The 18120-nt window shown below is 69.7% G+C and carries 13 protein-coding genes; 6 read left to right on the forward strand and 7 right to left on the reverse strand.

Annotated elements, in window-relative coordinates:
- Nucleotides 1-6: 6 nt before the first annotated feature.
- The 3 genes from AB0D57_RS14030 to AB0D57_RS14040 form a co-directional block, all read right to left on the reverse strand.
- The gene (locus tag AB0D57_RS14030) at nt 7-876 is read right to left on the reverse strand and encodes a hypothetical protein (RefSeq protein WP_362071365.1); all 870 of its coding nucleotides are present in this window, start codon (nt 874-876) and stop codon (nt 7-9) included.
- 182 nt (nt 877-1058) lie between these two features.
- On the reverse strand, nt 1059-2129 hold the full coding sequence (locus tag AB0D57_RS14035; RefSeq protein WP_362071367.1) for a metallophosphoesterase: 1071 nt from the start codon (nt 2127-2129) through the stop codon (nt 1059-1061).
- A 235-nt stretch (nt 2130-2364) separates the two neighbouring features.
- Nucleotides 2365-3477: a LacI family DNA-binding transcriptional regulator gene (locus AB0D57_RS14040; protein WP_362071369.1), complete on the reverse strand. Its 1113-nt coding sequence runs from the start codon at nt 3475-3477 to the stop codon at nt 2365-2367.
- A gap of 408 nt (nt 3478-3885) precedes the next feature.
- Between AB0D57_RS14040 and hisC the strand changes: the two genes are divergently transcribed.
- The 6 genes from hisC (at nt 3886) to AB0D57_RS14070 (ending at nt 14321) form a co-directional block, all read left to right on the forward strand.
- The gene (hisC, locus tag AB0D57_RS14045; protein ID WP_362071371.1) at nt 3886-4962 is read left to right on the forward strand and encodes a histidinol-phosphate transaminase; all 1077 of its coding nucleotides are present in this window, start codon (nt 3886-3888) and stop codon (nt 4960-4962) included.
- 217 nt (nt 4963-5179) lie between these two features.
- Nucleotides 5180-6697 carry a cytochrome ubiquinol oxidase subunit I gene (locus AB0D57_RS14050; RefSeq protein WP_362071373.1) on the forward strand — a complete coding sequence of 506 codons (1518 nt, stop codon included), beginning with the start codon at nt 5180-5182 and terminating at the stop codon, nt 6695-6697.
- A 20-nt stretch (nt 6698-6717) separates the two neighbouring features.
- Nucleotides 6718-7725, forward strand: a complete 1008-nt coding sequence (gene cydB, locus AB0D57_RS14055) for a cytochrome d ubiquinol oxidase subunit II (RefSeq protein ID WP_362071375.1) — start codon at nt 6718-6720, stop codon at nt 7723-7725.
- Between the two features lie 60 nt (nt 7726-7785).
- Nucleotides 7786-11295, forward strand: a complete 3510-nt coding sequence (gene cydD / locus AB0D57_RS14060; RefSeq protein WP_362071377.1) for a thiol reductant ABC exporter subunit CydD — start codon at nt 7786-7788, stop codon at nt 11293-11295.
- 114 nt (nt 11296-11409) lie between these two features.
- A complete protein-coding gene (locus AB0D57_RS14065) occupies nt 11410-13095 on the forward strand; it encodes a GAF domain-containing protein (RefSeq protein WP_362071379.1) in 1686 nt (561 codons plus the stop codon).
- Nucleotides 13096-13256: 161 nt separating this feature from the next.
- Entirely contained in the window at nt 13257-14321 is a 1065-nt protein-coding gene (locus tag AB0D57_RS14070; RefSeq protein WP_362071380.1) for a peptidoglycan DD-metalloendopeptidase family protein, read from the forward strand.
- A gap of 49 nt (nt 14322-14370) precedes the next feature.
- On the opposite strand, the gene AB0D57_RS14075 is transcribed toward AB0D57_RS14070, so the two are convergent.
- The 4 genes from AB0D57_RS14075 to AB0D57_RS14090 all read right to left on the reverse strand — a co-directional run bounded on the left by AB0D57_RS14075 (nt 14371) and on the right by AB0D57_RS14090 (nt 18062).
- Nucleotides 14371-15297: a Cof-type HAD-IIB family hydrolase gene (locus tag AB0D57_RS14075; protein WP_362071382.1), complete on the reverse strand. Its 927-nt coding sequence runs from the start codon at nt 15295-15297 to the stop codon at nt 14371-14373.
- Between the two features lie 98 nt (nt 15298-15395).
- Nucleotides 15396-16316: an LLM class flavin-dependent oxidoreductase gene (locus tag AB0D57_RS14080; protein WP_362071383.1), complete on the reverse strand. Its 921-nt coding sequence runs from the start codon at nt 16314-16316 to the stop codon at nt 15396-15398.
- A gap of 131 nt (nt 16317-16447) precedes the next feature.
- Nucleotides 16448-16996 carry an RNA 2'-phosphotransferase gene (locus AB0D57_RS14085; protein ID WP_362071385.1) on the reverse strand — a complete coding sequence of 183 codons (549 nt, stop codon included), beginning with the start codon at nt 16994-16996 and terminating at the stop codon, nt 16448-16450.
- 121 nt (nt 16997-17117) lie between these two features.
- Nucleotides 17118-18062 (reverse strand): MerR family transcriptional regulator, encoded by a 945-nt coding sequence (locus AB0D57_RS14090; protein WP_362071387.1) that lies wholly within the window; start codon nt 18060-18062, stop codon nt 17118-17120.
- Nucleotides 18063-18120: the final 58 nt, after the last annotated feature.

The raw sequence follows: 18120 nt of genomic DNA on the forward strand, positions 1-18120 counted from the left end.
CGGGTGTCACTCCGGCTGGTGCTCGGGTCCTCCGAAGTCCGGGCTCGTGAAGTCCGGGCTGGTGAAGCTCGGGCGCGGGCCCGCCGCGGGTCCGCCCTCGGGGCTGCTGAACCCCGGCCGGTTGTAGCCGAGCTGCGGCATGCGGCCGGTGGTCGGCGTCGGGGACGGACGACCCAGTGCCGCCGTACCCGGATCGGCGAGTGCCTCCCGGAGGAACGGCATGATGCCGCGCTCCAGCAGGGCCAGGCGCCAGGCTTCCCTGGCCCGGGACACCTCCGCGTTCCGCTCGCCGTGTGCTCCGGCCTGGAGCGAGGACGAGCCGTCGCGCAGCGCGGTGAGCAGCAGCCCGACCGCGGCGGCCAGCGTCGCGGCCGCCGCGACCGCGCCGAAGACCCAGCCGGTGGTCAGGAGAGTCTTGGCCAACGTCGGCTCGGGGTTGAGCATCTTCAGGATGTAACCGACGATCAGGAAGATCGCCGCGGCTGTTCCGGCGAGGACGGGGGCGAGCACCGCGACGACGGCCATGACGCCCGCTCCGGCGGTCTCGGCCACCTCCCCCATGGTGGTGGCGAGCCCCATCGCGGTCGTGCCCGACTCCGTGGAGCCGGCTTCTTCACTCACGGTCGGGGGGGACGGCGTCGGCTGGCGCAGTTCCTCGCGGACCTTCACATAGTGCGCGTACTCGGTCGCCGCGGCCGCCGTGATGAGCGCGGTGGCGTTGAGCGCCATGGTGCGCAGCTGTTCGGGGTTGAGCCGCTGGCCGACAGCGGCGAGTTCCGGGCGGTGTGGGGCGGAGCGCAGCGCCTCGCCGAGGATCCGCTCGTATTCCTGGCGGTCCTCGCTCAGCAGGTGCTGCGGAACGCTGTTCATGTGCATCCCCCGATGCTCCGTAGGGCTGATGGCTCGCACGCTGACGAGCCGTTGGGCAGAAACGGAGGGGAGCCTGCTACGGATAAACCGATGGTAGAGCGGTGACGGCACGCCATGACAGGGGGTTTGCAGAAATTGGCCCCCTCGTCGGCGCACTCCTCCGTGGGGGACGCCTGCCCGAAGAACCCTCAGCTATCCAGCGGCAGTTGCCGTACCAGCAACTTTCCGGCCATGGTCACTCCGCCGTCCATTGCGATGGCCAGCCCGTCGGCGTACAGATGCGGTCCGTCGACCACCGGCCCCGCGCCGTCCTCGCTGTCCTCCGAGCCGACCTCGCCCAGGAGGTAGGGAATGGGGCTGTGACCATGGACGATGCGCGTGCCGCCGTATGTGTCCAGCAGGGAGAGCACGGCTTCGGCGCCCCCGTCGTCGCGGAAGGCGAAGCGCTTGGTGAACTTCCTGAAGAGGTCCCAGCACTCGTCCGCGTCGTTGCGTGTGAGGGTCTCGCGGACGGTGTCGTTGACCGCCTCGATGGAGTCGCCGTAGTCCAGATAGGCGGTGGTGTCGGAGTGCACCAGCAGGTGCCCGTCGACCTGCTCCATCGCGTCGAGGCGGGCCATCCACTGCAAGTGGTGGTCCTGGAGGCGGTCCATATCGGTCTTCTGGCCGCCGTTGAGCAGCCAGGCGGCCTGGAAGGTGGCGGTGCCCGCTCCGGAGTTGACGGGCGTGTCGCCGAACCGCCTGGCGCCGAGCAGCAGCAGCTCGTGGTTGCCCATGAGCGCCTTGCAGTAACCGCCGGCTGCGGCCGCCTCGGCGGACAGCCGCATCACGAGGTCGATCACACCGATGCCGTCCGGGCCGCGGTCGGTGAAGTCGCCGAGGAACCACAGGCGCGCGGTCCCGGCGGACCAGCTGCCCGCGGCGTCGATGAGGCCCTGCTCCTGGAGCGCGGCGACCAGCTCGTCGAGATAGCCGTGTACGTCGCCGACGACGTACAGGGGGCCCGGACCGGCGGCCGGCTGTGGGGCCGGTACGGATTCGGGGTCGATGACGACCTGAACCGTGTCGCCCCGGTTGATCACGGGCAGATCGCGCCGCGTGGGCGTGTACCCCTCGGGCTCCTCGGCGGGTCTGGTCCCCGCGTCGGGAGGCGTGTTATGCGCGTACGGACCGGTCTCGTGGACGTACGCGGGCACCCGGAAGTCGCGCAACGTCGCCGTCCGCACCGCCTCGGGTCCCTGACCGGCCCCCTGAGTCATCGACCCCTCCACCACCATCGCGCCGCATCTGCACCGGATCGGACTGCCTGGTCGCAGCTGCCCGCGGTGTCGTGGGCCCATCATAGGAATGCGGATCGCGCCATGTGATGACCCAGGGGTGGTGAATCGGAGCGGGAGTCCAGTTCATCGCGGTTTTCGCCCGAATTGGGCGGAGCTTTCCCTGGTGGATGCCCCGCCGCAAGTATTCCGGACGTCAACTTCGCCCGAGGCCGGGCTACCCCTTCTCGGGTGATCGGGGTGGACTGACCGTCGTCCGGGGTGGACGACGCTCGGAGGACGTCCGCACGATCAATTCCGTCGGTATCACCTGTTCAACCGTCTTGTCCGATTCAACCCCTTCGATGGCGTCGATGAGGAGCTGGACCACGGCCGTGCCGATCCGGCGCGGTTTGAGCGAGAGCGTGGTGATGGGCGGTTCGGTGCTGGCGTAGACGGTGGACTCGCTGCAGCAGACCAGCAGCAGGTCGTCCGGTACACGCAGGCCGTAGCGCCGGGCCGCGGCCAGCAGGTCGGTGCCGTTCGGGTCGAAGAGGCCGTAGACGGCGTCGGGCCGGTCGGGCCGGGCCAGCAGCCGGTCCGCGGCGACGGCGCCCGCGCACGGGTCGTGGGCGGGGTAGGCCTCGTACACGGGATCCTGTCCGACCCGCTCGCACCAGTGCAGGTACGCGGTGGTGGAGAGATGGGTGTACGTGTCCGTGGAGGTGCCGGTGAGGAGGCCGATCCGGCGGGCGCCGGCATCGGCCAGGTGGTCGAGGATGCCCAGTACGGCGGCCTCGTGGTCGTTGTCCACCCAGGCGGTGACCGGGAGTGATCCCGCCGGGCGGCCGTCGGAGACGACCGGTAAGCCCTGCCGGACCAGCTCGCTGACGACGGGATCCTGGTCGGACGGGTCGATGACCACGGTTCCGTCCAGGGCGACGTTCGACCACACGTCGTGGCGCGAGGTCGCGGGGAGGATGACCAGGGCGTAGCCCCGGGCGAGCGCGGCCGAGGTGGCGGCTCTGGCCATCTCCGCGAAGTACGCGAACTCCGTGAAGGTGAAAGGTTCATCCCCGTATGTCGTCACGGTCAGGCCGATGAGGCCCGACTTGCCGGTACGGAGGGTTCGGGCCGCGGCCGACGGGCGGTAGCCCAGCCGGTCGGCGACCTCTCGGACGTGGCGTCGGGTGGCGTCCGGGAGCCGGCCCTTCCCGTTGAGGGCATCGGAGACGGTCGTGATCGAGACCCCTGCGGCCGCGGCCACGTCTCTGATACCCGCCCGGCCCGGTCGACCGCCTCGGCGGGAGGTCTCCGCCCGGCTCACCTGGTGCTTCCCTGCTGCTGTCATGGCGAGCCGATAGTAGGGCTCATGCGGTGGGGTAGTGCGGACGCATATGCACTCGTTGACAGGAACGTTTCTGCATGATCAAGTCTGGGTAAGTACCTTGGAAACAAAGGCAGTTGAACGATCCAATGGTAGGACGTAGCTTGTCGACGCGCATGGGCCTGCCAAGTGAGCCATGTTTCGAAGAGGTCTCAACTCACCTTCACGAGGGATGCGCGCCACGGCGTGAGCCACCAGCGCGTGAGGTTACGGATGGCGCGCCCCCCATTTCGTACGCCTTCGTACGTGGATGACTGCTCGGCCGTACGTGGATGGCCGCTCTGCCGTTGCGTGGATGACTGCTCGGCCGTACGCAGGCGTGCCGAATCCTCATAAGGTGAGAAGTATTGATGGTCGACGAGGAGGACTGCGGTGAGCGAGACGAGCCCCAAGCTGCGTGCCGAGCTGGAGGGTATCCCCACCTACAAGCCGGGTAAGCCTGCCGCGGCCGGCGCGGTGGCGTACAAGCTGTCCTCCAACGAGAACCCCTACCCGCCGCTGCCGGGCGTGATCGACAGCGTGACCTCGGCGACCGGGTCGTTCAACCGCTATCCGGACATGGCGTGCACGGGCCTGATGAACGAGTTGTCGGACCGCTTCGGGGTCCCCCTGTCGCACCTGGCGACCGGCACCGGCTCGGTCGGGGTCGCCCAGCAGCTGCTGCAGGCGACCAGCGGTCCGGGCGACGAGGTCATCTACGCCTGGCGGTCCTTCGAGGCGTACCCGATCATCACTCAGATCAGCGGGGCGACCTCGGTGCAGGTGCCGCTGACGCCGGGCGACGTGCACGACCTGGACGCCATGGCCGACGCGATCACCGACAGAACACGGCTGATCTTCGTCTGCAACCCGAACAACCCGACCGGCACCGTGGTGCGCCGGGCCGAGCTCGAGCGGTTCCTCGACCGCGTGCCCAGCGATGTCCTGGTGGTCCTGGACGAGGCGTACCGCGAGTTCAACCGCGACCTCGAGGTGCCGGACGGCGTCTCGATCTACCGAGACCGGCCCAACGTCTGTGTGCTGCGCACCTTCTCCAAGGCCTACGGGCTGGCCGGCCTCCGGGTCGGCTTCGCGATCGCCCACGAGCCGGTGGCGGCGGCGCTGCGCAAGACGGCGGTGCCCTTCGGCGTGAGCCAGCTGGCCCAGGACGCCGCTGTGGCGAGTCTGCGGGCCGAGGACGAGCTGCTCGGCCGGGTCGGTTCGCTGGTGTCCGAGCGTGTCCGCGTGGTCGAGACGTTGCGCGGCCAGGGCTGGACGGTGCCCGAGACGCAGGCCAACTTCGTGTGGCTCCGGCTGGGAGAGCGCACGCTCGACTTCGCCGCCGCGTGTGAGCAGGCGGGGGTCGTTGTGCGGCCGTTTGCCGGGGAGGGGGTTCGTGTGACGATCGGCGAGACCGAGGCGAACGACATCTTGCTGAAGACGACGGAGGCGTTCCGCGGGGGGCTCTAGTACTCGCTCGCGAAGGTTCCGACCGGCCCGTTTGCGTGGAGGGCCGGTCGGTTCGGTCTTAGGGACCCCCCCTCCCTTCCAGTCTCGAACGGCTATGCGTCATAATTGCTTGTGAATGTGAACGCGTTCACAAGCGTGTCCCGGTTGCTCCCGTGATGTGCCTGACAAACGGGGCAAACTGCCGCAGTGGCCACGGCGACGTAAGGAGACTGACGACGTGGAATTGGCTTTGGCGCCGGAGACCCTGGCGCGATGGCAGTTCGGCATCACCACCGTCTACCACTTCCTCTTCGTTCCCCTGACGATCTCGCTCGCCGCGCTCACGGCGATTCTGGAGACCGCCTGGGTGCGGACAGGCAAGGAGCACTACCTCAGGGCGACCAAGTTCTGGGGAAAGCTGTTCCTGATCAATATCGCCATGGGTGTCGTGACCGGCATCGTGCAGGAGTTCCAGTTCGGCATGAACTGGTCCGACTACTCACGCTTCGTCGGTGACGTCTTCGGTGCCCCGCTCGCCTTCGAGGCCCTGATCGCCTTCTTCTTCGAGTCCACCTTCATCGGGCTGTGGATCTTCGGCTGGGACAAGCTGCCGAAGAAGATCCACCTCGCCTGTATCTGGATGGTCTCCATCGGCACCATCCTGTCGGCGTACTTCATCATGGCGGCCAACTCCTTCATGCAGCACCCGGTCGGCTACCGGCTCGTGAAGAAGGCGGACGGCACGATGCGGGCCGAGCTCACCGACTTTCCCAAGGTGCTCTTCCAGGAGACGGCGCTCGTCAACTTCTGGCACGTCATCAGCGCCTCCATCCTGGTCGGCGGCGCCTTCATGACCGGCATCGCGGTCTTCCACCTCCGCAAGAAGCGGCACATCCGCACCATGCGGATGTCCCTGCGGCTCGGCCTGGTCACCGCGCTCGTCGGCACGATCCTCACCGTCGTCAGCGCCGACACCCTCGGCAAGGTGATGTACGAGCAGCAGCCGATGAAGATGTCGGCCGCCGAAGCCCTGTGGGAATCGCAGCAGCCCGCGCCCTTCTCTCTCTTCGCGTACGGCGATGTCGCCAAGGGCCACAACACGGTCGCCATCGAGGTCCCGGGGATCCTGTCCTTCCTCGCCAAGGGCAACTTCAGCGCCGAGGTCCCCGGCATCAACGACATCAACAAGGCCGAGCAGGAGCAGTTCGGGCCCGGCGACTACCGTCCCAACATCCCCACCGCCTACTGGTCGTACCGCTGGATGATCGGATTCGGCGGGGTCTCCATGACCGTGTGCGCCGCCGGCCTCTGGCTGACCAGGCGGAAACTCTGGGTGGCACCGGAACACCGCACCGGCGAGGAGGACGTACCGAAGCTCATGCTGACCAAGCGCCGGGAGCTGACGCCGAGGCTCGGCATCTGGTGGTGGCGGCTGGCCCAGTGGACGTTGATCTTCCCGATCATCGGTATTTCGTGGGGCTGGATCTTCACCGAGACAGGGCGTCAGCCCTGGGTGGTGTACGGCCTGCTGAGGACCAAGGACGCAGTCTCGCCGGGGGTCTCGCAGGGTGAGGTGCTGACCTCTCTGATCGTGTTCACCCTCATCTACGCAATCCTCGCCGTCATCGAGGTGAAGCTGATGCTCAAGTACGTCAAACAGGGGCCGCCGGAGCTCACCGAGGCCGACCTCAACCCGCCCACCAAGATCGGCGGCGACTCCCGGGACGCCGACAAGCCGATGGCCTTCTCCTACTAGGCCCAGGGAGCGCTCAAGTCATGGAACTCCACGACGTATGGTTCGTCCTCATCGCGGTCCTCTGGACCGGCTACTTCTTCCTGGAGGGCTTCGACTTCGGGGTCGGTGTTCTCACCAAGCTGCTGGCTCGGGACCGCGCCGAGAAGCGGGTCCTGATCAACACGATCGGCCCCGTCTGGGACGGCAACGAGGTGTGGCTGCTCTCCGCGGGCGGCGCGACCTTCGCTGCCTTCCCCGAGTGGTACGCCACGCTCTTCTCCGGCTTCTATCTGCCACTGCTGCTCATCCTGGTGTGCCTGATCGTGCGCGGTGTCGCCTTCGAGTACCGGGTGAAGCGGCCCGAGGAGAATTGGCAGCGCAACTGGGAGACCGCGATCTTCTGGACCTCGCTGCTCCCCGCGTTCCTGTGGGGTGTGGCCTTCGGCAACATCGTGCGCGGCGTGAAGATCGACCAGAGCTTCGAGTACGTGGGTACGGTCGGCGACCTGCTCAACCCGTACGCCCTTCTCGGCGGGCTGGTCACGCTGACGCTGTTCACCTTCCACGGGACCGTGTTCGTCGGGCTCAAGACTGTCGGGAACATACGGGAACGGGCTCGGAAGCTGGCGCTTCAGGTCGGCTTGGTGACCGCCGTGCTGGCGCTCGTCTTCCTGATCTGGACGCAGGCCGACCAGGGCGACGGCAAGTCCCTGGCCGCCATGATCGTGGCCGTGGTCGCGCTGGTGGCGGCTCTGGTAGCGGTCAGGGCCGGGCGTGAGGGCTGGGCGTTCGCATGGTCGGGGCTCACCATCGTGGCGGCCGTCGCGATGCTCTTCCTGACGCTCTTCCCGAACGTCATGCCGTCCTCGCTCAATGAGGACTGGAGCCTGACCGTCACGAACGCCTCGTCGAGTCCGTACACCCTGAAGATCATGACCTGGTGCGCGGGGATCGCCACGCCGATGGTCCTGCTCTACCAGTCGTGGACGTACTGGGTGTTCCGCAAGCGGATCGGTACGCAGCATCTCGCGGTGGACACCGCGCACTGATTCCGAACTACCGGCATGTTTCACGTGAAACGTGCCCGATGAGCCAAGGGTGTGTTTCACGTGAAACCAATTGACCCGCGTCTTCTCCGATATGCCCGCGCCACCCGCCTCTTCCTCGTGGCGGTCGTCGGCCTGGGAGGCCTCGGGGCGGCGCTGGTCATCGCCCAGGCGATGCTCATCGCCGAAGTGGTGGTCGGCGCCTTCCAGCACGAGATGTCGGTTGCCGAACTGCGGACGCCGCTCGTGTTGTTGGCGTCGGTTGCGATCGGCCGGGCGGTTGTCGCATGGCTCACCGAGCTCGCCGCGCACCGGGCAAGCGCGGCGGTGAAGTCGGAGTTGCGGGGACGGTTGCTGGAGCGGGCCGCCGCGCTCGGTCCCGGGTGGCTGAGCGGACAGCGGACAGGCTCGCTCGTCGCCCTCGCCACGCGGGGAGTGGACGCGCTCGACGACTACTTCTCGCGTTATCTCCCGCAGTTGGGGCTCGCGGTCGTGGTGCCCGTGGCAGTGCTCGCGCGGATCGTCACCGAGGACTGGGTGTCGGCGGCGATCATCGTCGTCACGCTGCCGCTCATCCCTCTCTTCATGGCGTTGATCGGCTGGGCCACGCGGTCGCAGATGGACCGGCAGTGGCGGCTGCTGTCACGGCTTTCCGGGCACTTCCTGGACGTGGTCGCCGGGCTGCCGACGCTCAAGGTCTTCGGCCGGGCCAAGGCGCAGGCCGAGTCGATCCGGCGAATCACCGGGGAGTACCGGCAGGCGACCATGCGGACGCTGCGGGTCGCCTTTCTGTCGTCCTTCGCGCTGGAACTACTCGCCACGATCTCGGTCGCGCTGGTCGCGGTGACCATCGGGATGCGGCTCGTCCACGGCGACATGGATCTTTACGTGGGGCTCGTCATCCTCGTCCTCGCGCCCGAGGCGTATCTGCCGCTGCGCCAGGTGGGGGCGCAGTACCACGCCGCCGCCGAGGGGCTCGCGGCGGCGGAGGAGATCTTCTCGGTGCTGGAGACCCCGGCGCCGGCCGCCGGGGCGCTTCTCGCGCCGAAGGGGGAGATCGGCTTCGAGGGGGTGACGGTCCGGTATCCGGGGCGTTCAGGGGACGCGGTCTCCGATGTCTCCTTCGTGGTCGAGCCCGGCGAGACGGTCGCCCTGGTCGGGCCGAGCGGTGTGGGCAAGTCGACGCTGCTGAACGTGCTGCTGGGATTCGTGGAGCCCACTGCGGGCCGAGTGCGGATCGGAGGAGTCGATCTTGCCGAGGCCGATGTGGAGGAGTGGCGTTCCCGGGTGGCCTGGGTGCCGCAGCGGCCGCATCTCTACGTCGGCTCGATCGCCGAGAACGTGCGGCTGGCGCGGTCCGATGCCGACGACGCGGCGGTGCGGCGGGCGCTGGCCGACGCGGGGGCACTGGAATTCGTCGACGCCCTCCCCGAAGGGGTCGAGACGGTCCTCGGCGAGGACGGCGCCGGTCTGTCCGCCGGGCAGCGTCAACGGCTCGCCGTGGCCAGGGCGTTCCTGGCGGACCGGCCGGTGCTCCTCCTCGACGAGCCCACGGCATCGCTCGACGGAGCGACGGAGGAAGAGATCGTGGCGGCGGTGCGCCGGCTCGCCGTCGGGCGGACGGTGCTGCTGGTGGCGCACCGGCCCGCACTGCTGGCGGTGGCGGACCGGGTGGTGCGGCTGGAGTCGGGGGACCCTGTCGCGGTGGACGGCTCCGTGCACAGCGGAGGCGCACAGGAGCTGCGGCCGGTCGAGCCGGAAGGCCTGCCCGCGGCGGACGTGGAAGAGGTGTACCTGTCCCCGCGGCCGAGCGGCGGCGTGCTGGCCCGGGTCCGTGCCATGGCAGGCCCCCGGAGCGGCCGATTCACCCTGGCCCTGCTTCTCGGGAGTCTCGCGCTCGGCAGTGCCGTCGGGCTGATGGCCACCTCCGGGTGGCTCATCTCGCGGGCCTCTCAGCAGCCGCCGGTCATGTATCTGATGCTGGCCGTGACGGCCACGCGGGCGTTCGGGATCAGCCGGGCCGTCTTCCGGTACGCGGAGCGGCTCGTGTCGCACGACGCGGTGCTGCGGATGCTGGCCGACACCAGGGTCGCCGTCTATCGACGCCTCGAGCGCCTCGCACCCGCGGGGCTGCGCACGACCCGGCGCGGCGATCTGCTGTCGCGGCTCGTCGCCGACGTGGACGCCCTGCAGGACTACTGGCTGCGGTGGCTGCTGCCCGCCGGCGCGGCGGTCCTCGTGTCCGCCGCCTCCGTCGGCTTCACCACCTGGCTGCTGCCCGAGGCCGGGGCCGTCCTTGCCATCGGGCTGCTGGCCGCGGGAGCCGGTGTCCCGCTGGTGACCGGTGCTGTGGCGCGCCGGGCGGAACAGCGGCTGGCCCCCGCCCGCGGCGCCCTGGCGACCCGCGTGACCGATCTCCTCACCGGGACGCCCGAGTTGACGGTCGCGGGCGCGCTGCCCGCCCGTACGGCCGCTGCCCGCCAGGCCGACACCGTGCTCACCCGTATCGCTTCCCGGGCCGCCACCGCGACCGCGCTCGGGGACGGGCTCACCGCGCTGGCGACCGGGCTGACCGTCGCGGTGACCGCTCTCGTCGGCGCCCAGGCGGTCGCCGCAGGGCGTCTGAGCGGGGTGGCGATGGCTGTTGTCGTCCTCACGCCGCTGGCCGCGTTCGAGGCCGTCCTGGGGCTGCCGCTGGCCGTTCAGTACCGGCAGCGTGTGCGCAAGAGCGCGGAGCGTGTGTACGAGGTGCTGGACGCCCCCGATCCCGTACGCGAACCGGAGCGGCCGCAGGTGGCCCCCGTGTCACCGTTCCCGATGCGCGTGCGAGGGCTCAAGGCCCGACACGCCGGACAGGACCGGGACGCGCTGGCCGGCCTCGACCTGACCCTCGAGCAGGGCCGCAGGATCGCCGTCGTCGGCCCCTCCGGTTCCGGAAAGACCACGCTCGCGCAGGTGCTGCTGCGGTTCCTGGACGCGGAGGCGGGGTCGTACACGCTGGGCGGTGTGGACGCCAACGAGATGGACGGGGACGATGTACGCCGTCTGGTCGGGCTCTGCGCCCAGGACGCGCACCTCTTCGACAGCACGGTGCGCGAGAACCTGCTGCTGGCCCGGAGGAACGCCACGGAGACCGAGCTGCGTGACGCGCTCGCGCGGGCCCGGCTCCTGGAGTGGGCGGACGGGCTGCCCGCCGGACTCGACACACTGATCGGCGAGCATGGGGCGCGGCTGTCCGGCGGCCAGCGCCAGCGGCTCGCCCTCGCCCGCGCGCTGCTCGCCGATTTCCCCGTCCTCGTCCTCGACGAGCCCGCGGAACACCTCGACCTGCCTACGGCCGATGCGCTCACCGCGGACCTGCTGGCCGTGACCGAGGGCCGCACGACGCTGCTGATCACGCACCGGCTGGCCGGGCTGGAAGCGGTGGACGAGGTGATCGTGCTGGCCGAGGGGCGTGTGGTGCAGCGTGGTGCGTATGCCGAGCTGTCCGTGCTGGAGGGGCCGCTGCGGGAGATGGTGGAGCGGGAAGCCGCGGGGAATCTGCTGTTCGAGGCCGTGGGAGTCAGGCCCTAGGCCGACACGACGTAGGAGCCGGAGGCGGCGGGGGACGTTCTCGGCGGGGAACGTTCTCGTCCGGCCGCCAGGCTTCGGCTTTCCATGGCAAATGGGACTAACTACTCTCGAGGCATGTCAGTAGCCCCCGCCTCGCCCGACCCCGGCGGCAGCCCGGACCCGTCGGTGCCGAGGCTGCTGGAGGCGATGCGGACGGTCGGATCGGGCTTGGAGCTGCACTCGACGCTGATCCGGATCTGCGAGACGGCGGCCGAGCTGGCCGACGCCCGCTACGCCGCCATCGGGGTCGCCGCGGAGGACGGTGGGGGGCTCGTGGACTTCGTTTACCACGGGGTCGACGAGGAGACCGCCCGGCGGATCGGGCGGCTGCCCGATGGACGCAAGGGGCTGCTCGGGGCGCTCATCCACGACCCGGAACCGGTACGGCTCGCGCAACTGGCCGAGGACCCGCGCTCGTGCGGCGTCCCTGAGCACCACCCACCGATGCGCACCTTTCTGGGTGTTCCGATCCGCGTGCAGGGCGAGGTCTTCGGGAATCTGTACCTGACCGAGAAACGCGGCGGCCCGTTCGACGACCACGACCTCAAAATGGTCCACGTGCTGGCCACGCAGGCGGGCATCGCGATCGGCAACGCCCGGCTGTACGAGGCTGCCAAGCAGCGCGAGCGCTGCATCGACGGCTCGGTGGCCGTGACCACGGCGCTCCTGTCGGGCCGCGACGCCGAGGACGCGCTCCGGGTCGTCGCCGAACAGGCTCGCCGGCTCTCCGGCTCGGCCGCCGGACTCGTACTGCTGCCCGCCGACGAGGGCGGACTGGAGATCGTCGCCGTCGCCTCGGAGCACCCGCCCACGACGCTCGGGCTCGTCGTCCCGCCGGAGAGCGAGATAGTCGTCGAACTCCTCGACGGCGAGGCCGTGTTCATGGACGACGCGGCCACCGACCCACGCGCGCTCACCGAAATCGCCCGCCCCTACGGGCCGACCATGATCCTTCCCTTGCTGAGCGACGGCCGCCTCCTGGGAGCCCTCTGCACGCCCCGTCTGCGAGGCGGACGCCCGTTCACGGCGAACGAGCGGACCCTCACCGCCCACTTCGCCTCGCAGGCCGCGCTCGCGCTGGTGATGGCCGAGGCGCAGCGCGACCGGGAGCGGCTCGCGGTCTACGAGGACCGCGAGCGGATCGCCCATGATCTGCACGACCTCGTCATCCAACGGTTGTTCGCCACCGGGATGATGCTGGAGAGCGCCCAGCGCAGCTCCGCCGCGCCCGAGGTGAGGGAGGGCATCGGCAAGGCGGTCGACGAACTCGACGTCACCATTCAGGAGATTCGCACCGCGGTCTTCGCACTCCAAGAGGGCCCCGCCGAAGTGCCGTCCGGGCTGAGCACCCGGGTGCTGCGCGAGATCAACATGGCTGCCGTGCCCCTCGGCTTCAAGCCCGCACACCGCTTTGTCGGGCCCGTCGACACGGCGGTCGGCGAACTCACCGGCAAGAACCTCATCGCCGCCCTGCGCGAGGCCCTCTCCAACGCCTTCCGGCATGCCCGGGCCGCCCGCGTCGAGGTCGTCGTCGATGCGACCGTGGTGCTGCCGGACGGGCGGCAGGGCGTACGGCTGACCGTCGCGGACGACGGCGTCGGCATCCCCGACGGCGGCCGACGCAGCGGCCTGAAGAGCCTCAAGCAGCGCGCCGAGTCGCTGGGCGGCGACAGCTGGTACGGGCCGGGGCTCGGCGAAGACGGCGGCGGTGCGACGGTGGTGTGGCAGGCGCTGGTCGCTCCACGGGTCGAGCCGTTTTGAGTCTGCGGGTGGTTTGTGAGCGCGCCCATGCGGCGGAGCCGCATGATGCCTCGGTCCGTGCCCCTTACGAGTCGACTCGGTGAGCCATCAGGGGGTGTGCGTCCCCCGGGCGTACGACGTGAACAGGACTGCGGCCGCCGGATCGGCACACGATTGCTGACATGCGCTCATATCGTCGTCATCCCCTGCTCGTGCCGACGCTGCTGTGCGTGTTCGCGCTGGTGGCCGCGCCCTCGGCGGCGCCCTCGGCGGCCGAGGAGGAGAGCGGGCCCGGGAGTGACCCAGGCATCGCCGCGCAGGTGGCGCGGCTGTACGACGACGTCTCCGTGGCGACACGGCAGTACGAAGTGGGACGGAAGAAAGCCGACGCACGGCGGGTCGAGGCGCGGCGGGCCGAGCAACGCCTCGCGCGCGAACGGCGCGACATCGCGGCACTGCACGCGGACCTGGGCCGGATGGCGCGCGCCCAGTACCGCGAGGGCGGTGGGCTGCCCTATGTCGCGCATTTGCTGCTCGCGGACAACGCCGAGGAGATGATGCGCGGCCAGCACGCCTTGTGGCAGGCGGACCTCGCCGTCAACAACGCCGTTGCCAAGAATCGTCGGGCCGAGGCCAAGCTCGCCGCCGACGAGGCGAAGGCCCGGTCGGAGTGGCAGGCGGTGGAGCGGTGGAAGGCCGATCTCGCAGAGTTGAAGCGGAACATCCAGGCGAAGTTGGAGATGGCGCGGTGGACACTGCAGAGCCAGGCGGACGCCTCCGTGGCGTCCGGCTCCTGCCGTGGTGCCGTCCGGCTCGGTCAGCCGGTGTCGGGGCCCTTGCCCGCGTGGGTCGCGCCGGTGGAGTCGTATCGACTCTCCGCGGGCTTCGGCAGCGATGGCGAGTTGTGGGCGAACGAGCACACCGGCCAGGACTTCGCGGTGCCCATCGGCACTCCGGTGCGGGCGGTCGGCGAGGGCCGGGTGGTGAAGGTGTCGTGCGGCGGCGCCTTCGGCATCGAGATCGTGATCGAGCACCCGGGTGGCTACTGCACGCAGTACGCGCACCTCGCCTCCGTCACGGCCGACCAGGGTGAGGTGGTGACGACCGGGCAGTGGATCGGACAGTCGGGCACGAGCGGCAACTCGACCGGGCCTCATCTGCACTTCGAAGCGCGGGTCTCACCCGAGCTGGGCTCGGCCGTCGACCCGGTGCCGTGGCTGGCCGAGCACGGGATCACGGTCCGGTAGGGGGCCTCAGCCGACGGCCTGTAAGAGGCGTTCTCCTGGTGGGCGCCTCTTACTGCCGTTCGGCGATGATCCGCTCGATGACGACGGCGACCCCGTCGTCGTTGTTGGCGACCGTGCGGCCGGACGCCGCGGCGATCACGTCGGGGTGCGCGTTGCCCATCGCGTACGACGTGCCCGCCCAGGTGAGCATGTCGACGTCGTTCGGCATGTCCCCGAAGGCGACGACCTCCTCGGGGGAGATACCGCGCTCGGCACAGCACAGTGCGAGCGTGCTGGCCTTGGAGACGCCGGGGCCACTGATCTCCAGCAGGGCGCTGGGGCTGGAGCGGGTGACGGTGGCGCGGTCGCCCACCGCGATGCGGGCCGCGGTGAGGAAGGCGTCGGGGTCGAGCTCGTGGTGGAAGGCGAGGATCTTGAGTACCGGTTCGTCGGCACCAGGCGCATCCGGGGCCAGGAGTTTCTCGGCGGGCGCGAGGCCGTCGGGAGTCTCCATGTGCAGCTTGGGGTACTCCGGCTCCTGGTAGAAGCCGTAGGTCTGCTCGATGGCGAACACGGTGCCCGGCGCGGCCTCGCGCACCAGTCGTACGGCGTCGAGCGCGTTGTCCCGGGCCAGCTCCCGGACCTTCACGAACCGGTGGGCGCCGGGGCCGCCGTGCAGGTCGACCACGGCGGCGCCGTTGCCGCAGATCGCCAGTCCGTGTCCGTGGACATGCTCGCTGACGACGTCCATCCAGCGGGCCGGGCGGCCGGTGACGAAGAAGACCTCGATGCCGGCCTCCTCGGCGGCGGCGAGGGCGGCGACCGTGCGCTCGGACACGGACTTGTCGTCGCGCAGCAGGGTGCCGTCGAGGTCCGTGGCGATCAGCCGTGGCGGGAGGATGGGGGTACCTCCCTGCTCGAGCGCAGCCGAGGGCTTGGGGGAGGCCGGGGGTTCGGGCTGTCGAGTCGCTGAGGTCACCCGGCCATTCTCGCGCATATGCCCGCACGGTCGTGCGGCAGTCCGTACAGGTGAGTGGTTACCGCCCTCACCAGCACCTTTCCACCCCGCTGTCGCGGCTGCCGACAACCTCGGGGTCAGCGCAGCTGCGCAGGGGCCTCCATGGCGATGCGCTCGAAGACCTTCTGGTCCGCCGCGAAGTCGGAGTCGGGGATGGGCCAGTGGATCACGATGTCGGTGAAGCCCAGCTCCGCGTGTCGGCCCGCGAAGTCGACGAACGCGTCCAGGGACTGCAGCGGGCGGCCGCGGTCCGGGGTGAAACCGGTGAGCAGGATCTTGTCGAGCTCGGCCACGTCCCGGCCGACCGTGGCGCAGGCGGCGGCCAGCTTCTCGGCCTGACCGCGAATGGCCTGAATCGACTGTTCAGGGGTGCCCGTTTCGTAAAGCTTCGGGTCTCCCGTCGTCACCCACGCCTGCCCGTACCGGGCGGCGAGCTTCAGTCCGCGCGGACCGGTGGCGGCCACCGCGAAGGGCAGCCGGGGGCGCTGGACACAGCCGGGGATGTTGCGCGCCTCGTGCGCCGAGTAGAAGTCGCCGTCGTGCGAGACCCCGTCCGTACCGTCCTCGGTGAGGAGGCGATCGAGCAGCGGTACGAACTCGCTCAAGCGGTCGGCGCGCTCGCGCGGCGTCCAGGGCTCCTGGTCGCTCTTCAACAGCGTCGTGGCGTCGAAACCGGTGCCGCCCGCGCCGATGCCCAGGGTGATCCGGCCGTTCGAGATGTCGTCGAGGGAGATCAGTTCCTTGGCGAGGGTCACCGGGTGCCGGAAGTTGGGCGAGGTCACCAGCGTGCCGAGGCGGAGCTGGTCGGTGACGGCGGCCGCAGCGGTCAGCGTCGGGACGGCACCGAACCAGGGGCCGTCCCGGAAGGTGCGCCACGCCAGATGGTCGTACGTGAACGCGGCGTGGAAGCCCAGGTGCTCCGCACGCTGCCAGGCGTGACGCCCGCCCTCGTGCCAGCGGAGGTACGGCAGGATCACAGTGCTCAGACGCAGACTCATGCATCGAGCGTAAGCGGAGGCGCGGAATGACTGTGCCCGGCGTGGAGCGTGAGCGCGGGGTGACCGTGACCGTGCCCGACGCGGAGCGTGAGCGCGGGATGACCGCGGCGGCTCTCGGTGACGGCGCCCGGTCAGTGCGGTCCGGGAAACCGGAGGTAGCCCGGCGGGACGGCCTCGGTGAGCCACACTCCGTTCGCGCTGACCCGGAAGACATGGCCGTCGCGGTGCATGGCGGCGGCGTCCACGCCGAGCACGACCGGTCGGCCGCGGCGCGCGCCGACCCGGGTGGCGGTCTCCCGGTCCGGTGACAGGTGCACGTCGTGCCGGTTCATGGGCTTGAGGCCCTCGGCGCGGATCGCGTCCAGGTTGCGGGCCACGGTCCCGTGGTAGAGATACGCCGGCGGGGTCGCCGGGGGCAGTCCGAGGTCGACTTCGACGGAGTGGCCCTGGCTGGCCCGGATGCGGGTGCCTTCGACGGCGAAGCGCCGCTTGTCGTTCGTGGCCACGACGTGGTCGAGCTCGTCGCGGCTGAACCGGAAGCCGTGCGCGGCGGCTGCCGCGATCAGGGTGTCGATCTCGACCCAGCCACCCTCGCCGAGCGTGAGCCCGATCCGCTCGGGCTGATGCCGCAGATGCTTCGAGAGGTATTTCGACACCTTCACGGTGCGTCTTTCGTCCATCACTCCAGGGTGCCTGCGAGAGACGGATCACGCATTTGATTTTGGTACGGAGGTTTGATCCACAACCAAGTGCTGTTATCCACAGGGGGATTGGAGAATCTGTGGACAACTCAAAGGCGATTTAGGGTATTTCATCAACAGTGCTGTCATTGTTCTGGTTTGAGGTGAGCCGGTACAAGATCCGTGTCTGCACCTCCCGTTCGGCGGCCGCCGTGATGAACGCGGCCACCTGGTCCGCGCCAACCAGCCGCTCCACAGCGCGCATTGTGTCCGCGGGGATCTCCACAGAATGTGTCGCGTCTCGACGCTCCCGTGGTTGCTCCGCGCCCAGGTGCTGACGCAGATGCCGAGTTGCGAACAGTCGCATGGCGCGGGCCAGTTCCGCGTCCACCGTCTGCTGCGCGAGTGGCCGCAGGCGGCGTACGAGCGATGCCGCCTCGGCCGCTTCCGCGTCGGTCGGCGGACGCTCACCGAGATAGCGCGCGAAGACGTGCTCGGTGGTGAACTCGAGGAAACCGGAAGCGATGTGCTCGACCTTGACCCTCAACTCCCCCAGATGGCGCGAGATCGCGGACAGCGGAACACCGGCCGCGTACAACTCCACGGCCACGGCCAGCTCTTGGGGGCTCGGAACGAGAAAGGAGTCCTCGTCGCCCGGGACCGGTACCAGCACGCCGAGCTCCACGGCGTCCGCCACCGCCGCGTCGGCGGGGATGTTGCCGAACCGCTCGTCCAGCTCCGAGCGCGAGATCCGTATCGCCTCCTCGTCGGTCCACGGTCCGTCGACCTCCGTGACCAGCCCGAGGATCCCGCCCAGGCCACGGCCCGTATCCCAGGCCTCCAGAAGCTCCTTGATGGAGGCCAGCGTGTAGCCGCGGTCCAGGAGATCGGCGATCTGCCGCAGCCGGGCGAGATGCGCGTCCGCATACACATTGGCGCGGCCGCGCCGCTCGGGGCGGGGCAGCAGCCCGCGGTCCTGATAGGCGCGGATCGTGCGAACCGTGGCGCCGCTGCGGTGCGCCAGATCCTCGATGCGGTACGCGGCACCGACAGGCTCGTCGTTCACGCTCCCCGCCCTCCCGAGTCCGTCCCCGGCACTCCTGCGAGGGATGGTACGGCCGCTG

Source organism: Streptomyces sp. NPDC048275, assembly GCF_040652275.1.
Lineage (GTDB): Bacteria > Actinomycetota > Actinomycetes > Streptomycetales > Streptomycetaceae > Streptomyces.

Coding starts and splice junctions, on each gene's coding strand:
- AB0D57_RS14030 (WP_362071365.1), bottom strand. CDS start 876: ATGCACATGAACAGCGTTCCGCAGCACCTGCTGAGCGAGGACCGCCAG.
- AB0D57_RS14035 (WP_362071367.1), bottom strand. CDS start 2,129: ATGACTCAGGGGGCCGGTCAGGGACCCGAGGCGGTGCGGACGGCGACG.
- AB0D57_RS14040 (WP_362071369.1), bottom strand. CDS start 3,477: ATGACAGCAGCAGGGAAGCACCAGGTGAGCCGGGCGGAGACCTCCCGC.
- cydB (WP_362071375.1), top strand. CDS start 6,718: ATGGAACTCCACGACGTATGGTTCGTCCTCATCGCGGTCCTCTGGACC.
- AB0D57_RS14065 (WP_362071379.1), top strand. CDS start 11,410: ATGTCAGTAGCCCCCGCCTCGCCCGACCCCGGCGGCAGCCCGGACCCG.
- AB0D57_RS14070 (WP_362071380.1), top strand. CDS start 13,257: ATGCGCTCATATCGTCGTCATCCCCTGCTCGTGCCGACGCTGCTGTGC.
- AB0D57_RS14075 (WP_362071382.1), bottom strand. CDS start 15,297: ATGCGCGAGAATGGCCGGGTGACCTCAGCGACTCGACAGCCCGAACCC.
- AB0D57_RS14080 (WP_362071383.1), bottom strand. CDS start 16,316: ATGAGTCTGCGTCTGAGCACTGTGATCCTGCCGTACCTCCGCTGGCAC.
- AB0D57_RS14085 (WP_362071385.1), bottom strand. CDS start 16,996: ATGGACGAAAGACGCACCGTGAAGGTGTCGAAATACCTCTCGAAGCAT.